Raw genomic sequence first — 13209 nt, forward strand, 5'->3', positions numbered from 1 at the left:
CCATGTCGATCTCTGACTGGTTCATTCGCAGGCCTATCGCCACTTCCCTGCTCATGTTGGCACTAGTCGCCATCGGGGTGGTCGCATACCCCCTCCTGCCGGTCGCGCCGTTGCCGCAGGTCGATTTTCCGACCATACAGGTCTCGACGCAATTCCCCGGCGCCGATCCAAAAACCATCTCGTCCTCTGTCACGCAGCCGTTGGAGCGCCAGTTCGGCCAGATTGCGGGCGTCACCCAGATGACGTCGACAAGCACCCTTGGAAGCAGCTCGATCACGCTCCAGTTCGATTTGTCACGCAATGTGGACAGCGCGGCTCAGGACGTTCAGACGGCAATCAACGCCGCGGGAGGTCAACTGCCCAGCGGCCTGCCCTCCCCGCCAACCTACCGCAAGGTCAATCCGGCCGATCCGCCGGTCATGATCTTGGCGCTGACATCAGACTCCATGCCACTTACTCAGGTCGACGACTTCTCGGAGAGCGTACTCGCTCAACATATAAGCCAACTCTCCGGTGTTTCGCAGGTATTGGTGTTCGGCCAGCAGAAGCCCGCGGTCCGGCTTCAGATCGAACCCCTCAAGATCGCCGAGCTTGGGATCTCGCTTGAAGATGTGCGCAGCGCAGTCAGCACCCTGACCAGCGATGCGCCGAAAGGTAGCATCCAGGGAGCCGAGCGGACTTACACCATCTACGACAACGATCAGCTCTTACAAGCCGCGCCATGGAATGATGCGATCGTCACCTACAAGAACGGCTCACCGGTACGCATCCGTGACATTGGGAAAGCCGTAGACGGGGCTGAGAACACCCAGATTGCGGGTTGGGCAAATGGCAAGCGGGCAATCCTGCTCGCCATATTCAAACTACCGGGCGCCAATGTCATCGACACAGTCGACGACATCAAGACCGTGCTCCCCCGGCTCCAAGCGATAGCGCCCGCCGCTATACATCTCTCCGTCTTAAGTGATCGGACGTTGACGATCCGTGCCTCGGTACTCGATGTCGAGAAGACGCTGCTCATTACGATCGCCTTGGTAGTGATGGTGATCTTCGTGTTTCTCCGAAACTTCTGGGCAACCGTCATACCCAGTGTCACTGTTCCGTTGACCTTGATGGCGACGTTGTCACTGATGTACCTGGCCGGCTTCAGCCTCGATAATCTCTCCCTTATGGGTTTGAGCATCGCAGTCGGCTTCGTCGTGGACGATGCAATCGTGATGGTCGAGAACATTCATCGCCATATGGAGATGGGGAAGAGTCCGCTCCAAGCCTCGATCGACGGCGCCGCAGAAATCGGATTCACTATTATATCGATCAGTATTTCGCTCGTAGCGGTATTCATACCGCTCCTTTTAATGGGCGGAATCGTAGGCGAGTTGTTCAGGGAATTCGCGATTACGGTCACGATGACAATCGTCGTGTCTGCTATCGTTTCTTTGACGATCACGCCCATGATGAGTTCCCGCTTCCTAAAGCCGGAAGAGAAGGCTGGCCACGGCAAGCTTTACATCTTCTCTGAGAAGATATTCGATGAACTTTTGGCGGGATATGAACGGACGCTTGACATCGCGTTGCGCCATCATCGCTTTACGTTTGCAGTATTTCTCGCGTCTCTGGTCGTGACCGGGTTCGTCTTCAGCAATATTCCCAAAGGCTTCTTTCCCACTCAAGACACGGGTTTGATCACCGGGGTACTGGAAGCTTCCCAAGACATCTCGTTCCGGAAAATGTCCGACCTGCAGGTCGAGGCCGGCCAGATTGTGCAAGCGGACCCTGGGGTAGCCAGCATTGGCATGCAGGTCGGCGGCGGCGCCGGATCGACCGTGAACATGAGTAGGATGTTCATCACATTGAAACCGCTCGAGCAGCGCGACGCCTCCGCAACCGAGATCATTCAACGTCTCAGGCCAAAGCTCGCGAAGCTGGAGGGCGCGCAGTTGTTCCTACAAGCTGCCCAAGACATCAACGTCGGTGGGAGGAGTTCCGCGACTCAGTTTCAATATACGTTGCAGGACGGAAACGCCGACGAATTGGACGACTGGGCGGGCCGTCTTCTGGGCAAGTTCAAGACCCTGCCCGAGCTCGCCGACGTAGCGACTGACCAGCAAAACGGCGGCACGACAGTCACGCTGACAATCGATCGTGATCAGGCGTCGCGGTTCGGCATTTCGCCCCAGACGATTGACAACACTTTGTATGACGCGTTCGGACAACGTCAGGTCACCCAATATTTCACCGATCTGAACAGCTACCACGTGGTGTTAGAGGTCGCTCCGCAGTTTCAGACGTCTCCGATGCAGATCGACGATCTCTACATTCGATCACCACTGACCGGAGAACAGGTACCTCTGAACCTCCTAGTCAAACAGACTACAGAGCCGACAGCGGTTCTGGCGATCAATCACCAAAGCCAGTTTCCGTCGGTGACGTTGTCGTTCAATCTTTCTAAGGGAACTGCACTAAGCGAAGCGGTTGCCGCTATAAACGACGCTGAGCAGGCAATGGGCAAGCCCGCCACGTTGACAGGCACGTTTCAAGGCAACGCTCAGGCTTACCAGTCTTCCCTGGCAACGGAGCCTATGCTGGTTCTCGCGGCAGTCGCTGTGATCTATCTCATACTCGGCGTCTTGTATGAGAGCTATTTCCATCCACTGACTATTCTTTCCACGCTCCCATCAGCCGGCCTTGGGGCGCTGGTTATGCTGTGGGCCTTCGGCTTTGATTTCACGGTGATCGCTTTGATAGGCGTGATCCTGCTGATGGGTATCGTGAAGAAGAACGGCATCATGATCGTCGACTTCGCGATCAAGGCTCGCCGGCAGTCTGGGCTAGCCCCAATGGAAGCCATCCGCGAGGCTTGTCTCCTCCGGTTCCGCCCGATCATCATGACGACGGCTGCCGCGTTGCTTGCAGGCTTGCCGCTGATGCTGGGGCATGGCACGGGATCTGAGCTTCGTCAGCCACTCGGCTATTCGATCGTTGGCGGCTTGATCATCAGTCAGATCATGACACTCTACACGACCCCTGTCGTGTATCTCTATCTGGAGAAGCTGAGCGATTACGTCTCTCGTCGCAAACCGACAGCTACGGATGATGCTTCCGCAACCTCCGGGCGGGACGTAGCATGACGTTTCACCAAGCGCTTAGATCGTCGGCCGCTCCCACGCTAGGCGGCGGCCACGTCAAGAAAGCTGAGTGTCGGTGTCCCTGCTAGAAAACGTCGCGGGCTGGTGCAAACGGGCGCTCAAGCGGGGAGCCAGGCGGCACTTGCTCATCCGAACCAGGAACAAAAAGCGTCGAGAGAATGCCCGCGATCATGCAGGCCAGGATTAACAGCATGACAATGCGCACGAATCGCTCTCCTCCGGACATTCCCAAGTTCTCGTCAGGTGCCGTTCGCGGTGACGAAATTGCCGTAACCCCCTATGCAATAAAGGGTGCTTTCGGCAGTGTCACCCGCCTATTGCCCGTTGGGAACTGCCCTCCGGGTTGGTGTCCGGGACACAAAAGGTTAGGTCCGCTGTACGTATGGTTAGTGTCGCACCACCAGTCTCTCGCGATACCTTGAGGGTAATCTACGGCGTGGCTGATCGAAACGGGTCATCGCTCATCATTCTCGCATTGTCGACTTTTGCTCGACGCTGTGCCGTCCTGATTTAATCGAACGCGACCACGCGATAGGAGGACAGCATGGAGATATCAGCGCTCTTTCTTTCGCGGCTCCAATTTGCCTTCACGGTCTCCTTCCACATTATCTTCCCCGCTTTCACGCTTGGGCTCGCAGCGTGGTTGACGTTCTTGGAGGCGATTAGCCTTTGGACAGGTCGTCCGCTCTATCGCCGGCTCTTTGACTTTTGGTTGAAAATTTTCGCAGTAGCCTTTGGTCTTGGCGTGGTCACCGGTATCGTAATGGCATTTCAGTTCGGGACGAACTGGAGTGAACTATCCTTGCGGACAGGCCCGATCCAGGGTCCGCTGCTAGGCTATGAAAGTTTCACAGCGTTCGCACTCGAGGCCAGCTTCTTCGGGGTGATGATCTTCGGCCGTTCTCGTGTCCCTCCGTGGCTGTATTGGTTCGCGTGCGCAATGGTAACTTCAGGAACCAGCCTGTCCTCATTCTGGATCATGGTCAACAATTCCTGGATGCAGTGGCCGGTCGGGTACGAAATCGATGCCAACGGTATCTTCGTAGCGACTGACTGGGCAGCGATCATCTTCAGTCCTGTGGTGTGGGTACGGTTCCCGCACATGATTTTTGCCGCTTACATCACGACGTCGTTCTGTGTTGCAGCCACTGGCGCCTGGTATCTTCTTGATCGAAGACTTCGCATCGAGGGCGTGGCAATGGTCCGGATGGGTCTCGGCCTTGCGGCGGTTCTGGTGCCGCTGCAGCTATTCTTCGGCCACCTGACAGGCGACTATGTCCACGACAAGCAACCCGCCAAATTCGCCGCGATCGAGGGGCGCTGGGAAAATGAGAAGCCAGCTTCCGAGGTTCTCATCGCGCTTCCCGATGAAGCTTCAGAGACGAATAAGTACGAAGTATCAATCCCCTATCTAGGTAGCCTCATTGGTTCGATGAGCCTCACTTCAGAAGAAATTGGCCTGAAGTCATTCCCGAGAGACGAACGACCTCCTGTGCTGATCCCATTCTTTGCATTTCGAATTATGGTGGGCTGTGGGCTGCTGATGCTAGGGCTTGCCTGGTACGGGACGTGGCTCGGATTTAAGGCGAAGTTGACCGACCAGCGTTGGCTGAACTGGTGCATCTTCCTGAGTTTCCCGCTTGGCTTCATCGCGACGCTGACCGGTTGGTTCACGGCGGAAGTTGGCAGGCAGCCATGGGCGGTCTACGGCGTTCTTCGCACTGCCGAGGCTGTGACGCCGTCGCTCACGGTGCAACAGGTTGCAATCAGCTTCACAGCTTTTGCCGTCATCTACTCATCGATCTCGGTCGCAGGGATTGCGTACGTGTATCGAATGCTTCGTGCCGGCCCGGAAGAAACCCATCATGAAATCGGTGAAGGGGCCAATCCAAAACGTCCACTGGCGGTGCCAGGTGGAAGCCCTGGCACCGCCCCCGATTTTGCGGAGTAAACCACGATGATCGAATTTTGGACGGCGAACCTCGCTTTGACGCTCGCACTCTACGTCATTCTGGACGGGTTTGATCTGGGTGTCGGCATACTCTTCGCGACAAGTCGAAACGAGGACATCAAGCGCCACATGCTGAACTCGATCTCGCCGATCTGGGATGGCAATGAGACATGGTTGGTGCTCACCGCGTCGATTCTGTTCGGAGCTTTTCCTGTCGTATACTCGCTCGTACTCAGCGCTTTCTACCTTCCGATGATCATCCTCCTAGCCGCGTTGATATTCCGCGGCGTCGCGTTCGAGTTCCGGGAGAAGAGTAGAAACAAGCAATGGCTGTGGGACGCCGGTTTTTCGATCGGCTCCCTCGTTGCTAGCTTTGTCCAAGGAGCGGCTGTCGGCGCGATCATTGAAGGAATCCCGAATACGGACGGTCGCTTTACTGGCACGGCCTTTGGCTGGCTCACACCATTCTCGGTGCTCTGCGGCGTCGGCCTATCTTTGGGCTATAGCTTGCTCGGGGCCGGATGGCTGGTCAAAAAATGCGAGGGCCACGTGAGAGAACGAGGCTACCAAATCATACCGAAGTTGCTTCTGGGAGTGTTAGCATTCCTCGCGGTCTCTTTCGTCGCCTCTCTTGTGATGGAGCTTCCGGTGATGAATCGATGGCTTGAACGCCCTGGATTGGCTGCATTTCCGCTAGTTGGTGTCTGTGGATGCGCGCTGATCATGCAAGGGGTCCGGTCACGCCGCGACGGGTGGCCGTTCTCGGGCGCCGTCGTGCTGTTCCTCTCGGCGTTCGGAACACTCGCCGTATCCTTCCTCCCATACATGATCCCCTTCACGATCACGATCGAGGAGGCCGCGGCACCGCCTTCGAGCCTATCATTCATGTTTTGGGGAGCTGGACTGTTCGTCATGCCAGTTACGCTGATCTACACGGTCATCGTCTATTGGCTGTTCAAGGGCAAAAGCCACACGGGCAGCTATCATTGATCGACCGTCAGCGGGCGATCGGATGGAGCATGAGATGGATTTCGAAGCATTCGTCAAGAACGAGCTGGAAGGCCTTCACAACGAAGGTCGTTACCGCGTGTTCGCCGATCTTGAACGTCACCGCGGCAATTCCCGCGCGCCACGCGCCACACCCCCGAGGGGCCGAAGGATGTGACCGTCTGGTGTTCCAACGTTATCTCAGCATGGGCCAGAACCGAAGGTGATCGGAGCGATGAGGAACGCCATTGATCACTGTGGCGCGGGTGCGGGCGGCACCCGGAATATTTCTGGCACCACGCACTACCACGTTCTGCTTGAGCGGAGCTCGCCGATCTGCACGGCAAGGAATCAGCCCCTGGTCTTCACCTCGGGTTATGTCTCCAACTGGGCCGCCCTCGCACGCTCGGCGCCAAGATCCCCGGCATGATCATCTTCACGGATGCGCTGAACCACGCCTCGATGATCGAGGGCAGTCGCTACGCCAAGTGCGATCGCGTCACAACGACCTGCAGTATCTGGAAACCAAACTGGTGGCCGCCGATCCGAAGGCACCGAAGATGGTCGCCTTCGAGAGCGTCCAACTCGATGGATGGCGATATCGCGCCTATCAAGGAAAACTGCGACCTCGCCGACAAGTACGGCGCCATGACCTATCTCGATGAAGTCCACGCTGTCGGCATGTACGGCCCGCGCGGCGGCGGCATCGCCGAACGCGAAGGCCTGATGGTGATGTAAGGCACGCTCGGCAAGCCTTCGGCGTCATGGGCGGCTATATCGCGGCATCGACTGCGCTTTGCGACTTCATCCGCTCCTTCGCATCGGGCTTCATCTTCACCACGGCGCTGCCCCCGACGCTCCCCGCCGGCGCGGTCGCTTCGATCCAGCACCTGAAGGTCAGCCCTTTCGAGCGCGCCCGTCACCAGGAACGCGTTCGCACGCTGCGCGCCCACCCCGCTGCACACCGATGCCGACATCGAGCACCTGGTGGAAGCGCTGCATTCGCTGTGGTCGCGCTGCGCGCTTGCCCGGCACGTCGCCTGATCTTCGCGCAGGCGTACGTCCACCACACTTAAGGGTGATATACGCATACCTTGCCGAGTGCTAAGCTCGCTAGAGTAGGTTTTGTTTTCCTCCTCGCCCGAAGTGATAACATGTCGCAGGAACTGACCGAGCAAGCCGTGGTCCACATCGTCGACGATGACGAATCGCTGAGGTTCGCCCTTTGCCGCTTAATGAAGTCTGTAGGCTTGGTCGCCAAGGCTTACGGATCAGTTGCCGAATTCACCGATCAGAGGGCAAACGACAGGCCGGGCTGTCTGGTTCTCGACGTCCGGCTGCCCGGCACTAGCGGCATTGAATTTCAGAGCCAGCTCAACAGCTTAGGAATCTTTCTTCCAGTAGTCTTTATGACTGGCCATGGCGACATCCCGATGTCGGTCAGAGCAATGAAAGCTGGAGCTGTGGACTTCCTTCCGAAACCTTTTCGCGATCAAGACATGTTGGACGCCGTCGCATCGGCGATCGAGCGCGATCGACAGCGACGTAGCACGATGGACCAGACGGTGGACATATTTGCTCGCTTCGCCAAGCTCACCCCGCGCGAGCAGGAAGTAATGATGATCACGACGACAGGAAGGATGAACAAGCAGACTGCCGCAGAGCTAGGAATTAGCGAGGTGACGGTAAAACTTCACCGTCGTGCCGCCATGCAGAAGATGGAAGCTCGAACCCTTCCGGACCTCGTTCGCATGGCCGACTTGGTAAGGCCGTTGATCCATGTCGGCACTGGAGAGTAGGTCTTCGACTACAGTCGGGATGCCTGGATCTCAATTCGTCGTCAAACTCGGGGAGCACGGGTGTGAAGTGAAAGCGGATATACTCATAGGAATTGTCGATGATGATCATTCCCTCCGAAACTCACTGGTACGGCTCGTGCGCTCCATGGGGCATGAAGCGCGTGGTTTTGGTTCGGCGGAGGAGTTGCTTCAATCTCAAATCCTTGACCGTTGCTCTTGCGTAATAACGGATGTTCAGATGAGGGGGATGAGCGGTATCGAGCTAGCAGCGATCATCGCTGCTGAGCATAACGCGCTCCCGGTCATCGTTATAACCGCCCGATCGGAGCCCGAGCTAGAGGAGAAGGCCATTGAGAGCGGGGCAGCCTGTTTCCTTAGAAAACCAATCGATGCCGAACTACTCGTTACCAAACTGAGTGCCGCTTTGCAGGTCTGAATCTCACGCTCACGCAAAGGCAGCGGATGGCGCCACGGGCAGAACCAGCGTGAAACATGCACCGTCGCCTTCACTTTTCGTGCCAGCGTTGATGCATCCCCCGTGCGATTCAATAATCGTTCTACATATCGAAAGCCCCATCCCCATGCCGCTTTCCTTGGTTGTGAAGAAGTTTCTGAAGAGCTGCTGCAGGTCTGATGCTTTGATGCCGGGCCCATTATCCTCTACAGTGCAGAGCAACTTCTCGCGCTCAACAAGCTGCGTATGTATCGAAATTTCCGAAACCAGGGTCTGGTCGGCATGGGCCTGAAGCGAATTCATGATGAGATTAACGAAGACTTGATGAAGCTGGGTGCGGTCGCCGAGTATGGGCGGTATGCCGGGCGCGCTTGTATGGACAACCACTGCGGATCGCGCCTCAATTTCGGTCCGGAGGAATAGTAGGGCTTCTTCGATCACTTCCGACAAAGACAGATAAACTTTCTCTGGAGCCTTTCGTGTCGCCGCCGCTCGGATTCGTGTGATAATTTCGGATGCTCGTCTAGCGTCTACGACCATTGAGTTCAAGGACTCGCGAACCTCGTCCAAGTCCGGGGGGGTACGATTGATCCAGCGCAGACCGACGCCACCAGCCGTAGTAATTGCCGCCAAGGGTTGGTTCACTTCATGGGCGATGGATGCGGTTAGTTCGCCCAGAACTGACAGACGAGCCGCATGAGCATATTCGGCCTGGATTAGTTGCAGTCGCTCCTGCGCTTGTAGTCGCTCGGAGATGTCGATGACACCTATGAGACTGGTGTCAGGGCTACCTTCCTGCCCGACGCGCGCTGCTGTGAGAAGCGCATCAAGGATGCGGCCGTCGAGAGTCACTAGTTTCGTCTCCTCCTCGAAACTGCCGTGTCCTTGGTACCTTGAAATCATCGCGCGTCGAAAGGTCTTGGGGCTTGCACTCCAAACCTTCCCCACGGACTGCCCGATAAAATCTTGAGCATCTGTCCCGCCAAATAAGGCCACAGCCCGGTCGTTTGCCTCTTCAAAGATCAATGATTCCATACAGGACCTAAGGAAGTCGGGGTTGGAGTCGAAGTAGCCATCCAAGTCCGTTATTCCCAACTTCGCGAGGTTTGCGAACTCTGTTACAATTCTACTCGCGTCGAGCTGGAACAGCGCTATGGGCATTCGATCAAACAGGTTGCGGTAACGTTGCTCACTCTTCTCGAGACGAGCATAGGCTTCTTTCTGCACTGATATATCCATGACCGCACCGACGAACTGTGGGATACCGCCGTTGCGTTCGGTGAAAGTCCCGACCACTTTAAGATGTTTGACGATACCGCCCTCAAGAAGTAGTCGGTGCTCAAAGTCAAAGCTCTCTTTCATGATCCGTGCCTGGTCAAGGAGATCTCGCACGCGCCCCTTGTCCTCTGGGTGCGTCTGTTGAACGATGAGACCGACCGACGGAATCACGGCACTAGATAAGCCAAAGATCCTGAAGGTCTCATCCGACCAAAATATTTCCCCGGTCAAAACGTTCCAACCGAAACTTCCCGTGTGGCTTAACCGTTGAGCTTCAGCAAGGTAAGCGGCTTGGCTCTGCCGAAGATCGTCTTCGGCACGACGCTGCTCACTGATGTCGGTGTTGCTCTCCAACGTTCCGGACAAATGCCCTCGGTCGGGTTCTCGTTGGGACCACCGGCTCGCGACAGTGACTTCTTTACCATCTTTAGTCGTGTGAACCAGTTCGCCCTCCCATCTGCTCGTGCGGCGAAGAATCTCCTCTATCTCTTTTAGAGGAGCGGGAAAGCGTGTCCGCAGGAGGTCGTGCGCCCTTCGGCCAACTGCCTCGCTATGCGACCAGCCGTAAAGTTCCTCAGCCGCTCTGTTCCAGTAGGTAATCCTATCGCCTGCATCTCGCACGAAGACAGCGTCATTGGTCAAATTTAACAACCTGCTTTGCTCGCGCTCAGCCGCGCCCAGACCGTGGACCAACCGAATTAAAGAACTCACCGCGAACGAGGACACCAGGAAAGCAGCTAGGGTGACAAGATCGTGTTCCGCATCAACGAGGAAGGTATGCAATGGCGTGACGAAAAAAAAATTCAGAAACCCAACCGCCACGACAGAGAAGATTACCGAAGAGCCGAGGCTATCCAATAGAGACAGGATCACGACAATGATTAGAAGCACGAATGCTGCTGTCGTGAAATTGAGACCAAGCCACGCGCACACAAGAGCGACGACCCCGAGCATCGCACTAGCGAATATCCATAGCGCGACAAGCCAACGATGCCGCTCGACACGCCATGAGGCCAAAAGGGGCAGTGCGCGAAATCGCAGCAGATCGAACGTACTCATGACGAGACCCTCCAACCCGGTCTGACGCAATTCGCTTTCCTCCCAAACCCACGCGTTTTAGGTCGTTTATCCGAATCCCTACCGGCTACCTATCAGTGGCACCAAGTCGGTGCACATTCGAGTTTAGTGTTGTGAATCCGTGTGAACGACCCACGTCGGTCTACTCTGTCGTGAACCGAGGAAGCCCCCGCCCTTCACTGCGGGGAGACCCACTAGAAAGGGTTAGACGGGCAATACCTCCGGATAGGTGTGGACCAAAACGCTCGCCGCTATCTTCAGCAACCAGTTGCAAGCGGCGCATCGAATTCAAACGCTACGCGTCAGGACGACCGCACCGATCGAGCAATCACTTAAATGATGCCAGGAGGGCTCGACACTATGGACAGTGTTTCAAGACGCAAGGTTCTCGCGCTTGGTGCGCTTGGCGGTGCTGCGATCGTCACAACAACCACAAACGCTGCCTCCTTCGGCAATCCTGATCGTCCGCCCGAAGGCGCAGTGAATGCTAACCCGGCCGGCCTCGCGGACCCGGGCCCCAAGAATCCGGCACTGAGCGGACAGTTCCCTGCTTTCGAGAACCCTCCTGCGACTGACGTCGGAGACATGCAGCTCTTCTGGTCATCATTCAACAACGCGCCAAAGAGGATCCAGAGCGGCGGTTGGGCACGACAGGTCACCAAGGCTGATTTCGCGATTTCGGATGCGGTATCTGGTGTGAACATGCGGCTTGGACCGGGCGGCGTGAGAGAGATGCACTGGCATCGAGCCGCAGAGTGGGCGATCATGACGAACGGTCGCTGCCGAATAACGGTCCTTGACGCCAAAGGGCGGGCGTATGTGCAAGACGTCGGACCAGGTGACCTTTGGTACTTCCCGGCCGGCTTCCCCCACTCGCTACAGGGACTAGGCCCAGACGGGTGCGAGTTCGTGATCGTATTCGATGAGGGCGATCAATCAGAGTACGGCACGCTTCTGCTTACCGACTGGATGGCTCATACCTCGCCGGAGCTCCTCGCAAAAAACTTTGGCATCCCCCAGGAAGCCTTCAAGTCAATACCTCTAAACGACCTGTGGATCTTCCAAGGCAAGGAGCCAGGACCGCTGTCCTCGGATCAGGAGGCTGTCGCATCGGCCGGTTTGCCGGAATATCCCTTCACCTACCGACTCGGTGCCTCGACGCCGTTCAAGCAGAACGCATCTGGAACGCTGCATCTTGCCGATAGCAGCTCCTTCCTGGTCTCGAAGACGATCGCTGCGGCGATAGAAACTATCAAGCCGGGCGCGGTCCGCGAAATGCACTGGCATCCTAACGCGGATGAGTGGCAGTACTGGCTAAAGGGGGAAGGTCGCATGACGGTCTTCGATGCAGGCCCGAGAAGCCAGACCGCCGACTTCCATGCAGGCGACATCGGCTACGTGAAAAAGAGCCAAGGCCACATCATTGAGAACACCGGGACCACCGATCTTCAGTTCGTCGCGGTCTTCAAGGTTGGCGAATATCAGGAGGTAGGACTGTCTTCTTGGCTGTCGCACACGCCGCCGTCGCTCGTCGCACAACATCTCAACATGAATCCGGAAGACATCGAGCGGATACCACGAGATCGGCCTGGAATAATGCCCGGATAATATTTGTCCGGCTCCGCCACCAGCAATTCCTCCGAGCACGTCTGTGCTCTCCATCGCCGCGATGTCCGGTTCTATCCGGCACCCCAACTGACACGGAGATATTGAGATGCTTAATGGCTACACCGTACCGCTAACCCCCGAGGGCAAGTCTTCGGCAACGCCCGCACCGCCCTGGCACTATTCCAGCGAGTGCATCGCAATCGAGTACTGGGCCGACCCGGCAGCCGTGGCCGCCTTGTTGCCGCCAGGCATGTCTCCTGACGTGGAATCTGCGGGTCGAGCTTTCTTTTGGTTCCTTGACTGGCAGTTCACGGGCTCCAACGACGAGCATACTGATCCAGCGCGCTACCAATATCGCGAAGCGTTCGTCCTTGTCGAGGCCCGTCTCGACGATCGCCCTGTCAACTTCTGCCCCTATATTTTCGTCGACAATGACGCCGCGATCGCCCGTGGCTGGATTCAGGGCTATCCGAAGAAGCTCGGCAGCATCTTCCAGACTCGAAGCTTCTCCGCTCAAAGTCCGGCAGCCTGCCCTCTGGCGCCGGGTAGCCGGTTCGGAGCAAGCGTGGCCGCCCACGGAGAGCGAATGGCGACCGCGCGGATTCAGCTCGAAGAGAAAGTGGACGCCGCGACGGTATTTAGCAGGGCCACAACGATCCGCCGCTACTTCCCGACTTTGACCGCGGGCAGGCAGGACAAACCCGCGGTGAACGAGCTGACCCTATCGAAGATGGACAACCTCACCTTCTCAGACTTCTGGGCCGGCTCCGCGGAGCTGACCATTCCTGAAGTTCGAGGAGAAGACATGCACGCGCTAAAGCCACTCAAGGTCGGGCGCGGTTACCGCTTCGGAATGGCCTATTCGGTCACCGATCTTCCCATTCTTAAAAACTACGTCGCCTGACTGTG

8 protein-coding genes and 1 pseudogene are annotated in these 13209 nt (G+C 57.0%); 8 read left to right on the forward strand and 1 reads right to left on the reverse strand.

Annotated elements, in window-relative coordinates:
• Positions 1–2 precede the first annotated feature (2 nt).
• From JNB88_RS24710 to JNB88_RS24735, 6 genes and pseudogenes are all read left to right on the forward strand, one after another.
• The gene (locus JNB88_RS24710; protein ID WP_220357746.1) at positions 3–3128 is read left to right on the forward strand and encodes an efflux RND transporter permease subunit; all 3126 of its coding nucleotides are present in this window, start codon (positions 3–5) and stop codon (positions 3126–3128) included.
• A gap of 562 nt (positions 3129–3690) precedes the next feature.
• Positions 3691–5097, forward strand: a complete 1407-nt coding sequence (locus JNB88_RS24715; protein ID WP_220357748.1) for a cytochrome ubiquinol oxidase subunit I — start codon at positions 3691–3693, stop codon at positions 5095–5097.
• A gap of 6 nt (positions 5098–5103) precedes the next feature.
• Positions 5104–6087 carry a cytochrome d ubiquinol oxidase subunit II gene (cydB, locus tag JNB88_RS24720; RefSeq protein WP_220357749.1) on the forward strand — a complete coding sequence of 328 codons (984 nt, stop codon included), beginning with the start codon at positions 5104–5106 and terminating at the stop codon, positions 6085–6087.
• Positions 6088–6121: 34 nt separating this feature from the next.
• A pseudogene (gene hemA / locus JNB88_RS24725) lies at positions 6122–7128 on the forward strand (5-aminolevulinate synthase).
• Positions 7129–7238: 110 nt separating this feature from the next.
• On the forward strand, positions 7239–7883 hold the full coding sequence (locus JNB88_RS24730) for a response regulator transcription factor (RefSeq protein ID WP_220357750.1): 645 nt from the start codon (positions 7239–7241) through the stop codon (positions 7881–7883).
• Complete coding sequence (locus tag JNB88_RS24735; protein ID WP_220357751.1) at positions 7864–8319, forward strand: response regulator transcription factor; 456 nt, start codon at positions 7864–7866, stop codon at positions 8317–8319. The genes JNB88_RS24730 and JNB88_RS24735 overlap by 20 nt, the downstream gene beginning before the upstream one ends.
• A gap of 9 nt (positions 8320–8328) precedes the next feature.
• Here JNB88_RS24735 and JNB88_RS24740 read toward each other — a convergent pair whose 3' ends face one another.
• Positions 8329–10674: a PAS domain S-box protein gene (locus tag JNB88_RS24740; protein ID WP_220357752.1), complete on the reverse strand. Its 2346-nt coding sequence runs from the start codon at positions 10672–10674 to the stop codon at positions 8329–8331.
• A 378-nt stretch (positions 10675–11052) separates the two neighbouring features.
• Between JNB88_RS24740 and JNB88_RS24745 the strand changes: the two genes are divergently transcribed.
• Both JNB88_RS24745 and JNB88_RS24750 read left to right on the forward strand, forming a co-directional pair.
• Positions 11053–12300 carry a cupin domain-containing protein gene (locus tag JNB88_RS24745; protein ID WP_220357753.1) on the forward strand — a complete coding sequence of 416 codons (1248 nt, stop codon included), beginning with the start codon at positions 11053–11055 and terminating at the stop codon, positions 12298–12300.
• Positions 12301–12406: 106 nt separating this feature from the next.
• A complete protein-coding gene (locus JNB88_RS24750) occupies positions 12407–13204 on the forward strand; it encodes an acetoacetate decarboxylase family protein (RefSeq protein ID WP_220357754.1) in 798 nt (265 codons plus the stop codon).
• Positions 13205–13209: the final 5 nt, after the last annotated feature.

Source organism: Rhizobium cauense, assembly GCF_019511525.1.
Lineage (GTDB): Bacteria > Pseudomonadota > Alphaproteobacteria > Rhizobiales > Rhizobiaceae > Rhizobium > Rhizobium cauense.

Bases quoted from the DNA above. Each gene is read 5' to 3' on its own strand.
- JNB88_RS24735 (WP_220357751.1), top strand. From the start codon at position 7,864: ATGTCGGCACTGGAGAGTAGGTCTTCGACTACAGTCGGGATGCCTGGA.
- JNB88_RS24745 (WP_220357753.1), top strand. From the start codon at position 11,053: ATGGACAGTGTTTCAAGACGCAAGGTTCTCGCGCTTGGTGCGCTTGGC.
- JNB88_RS24740 (WP_220357752.1), bottom strand. From the start codon at position 10,674: ATGAGTACGTTCGATCTGCTGCGATTTCGCGCACTGCCCCTTTTGGCC.
- JNB88_RS24730 (WP_220357750.1), top strand. From the start codon at position 7,239: ATGTCGCAGGAACTGACCGAGCAAGCCGTGGTCCACATCGTCGACGAT.
- cydB (WP_220357749.1), top strand. From the start codon at position 5,104: ATGATCGAATTTTGGACGGCGAACCTCGCTTTGACGCTCGCACTCTAC.
- JNB88_RS24750 (WP_220357754.1), top strand. From the start codon at position 12,407: ATGCTTAATGGCTACACCGTACCGCTAACCCCCGAGGGCAAGTCTTCG.
- JNB88_RS24715 (WP_220357748.1), top strand. From the start codon at position 3,691: ATGGAGATATCAGCGCTCTTTCTTTCGCGGCTCCAATTTGCCTTCACG.
- JNB88_RS24710 (WP_220357746.1), top strand. From the start codon at position 3: ATGTCGATCTCTGACTGGTTCATTCGCAGGCCTATCGCCACTTCCCTG.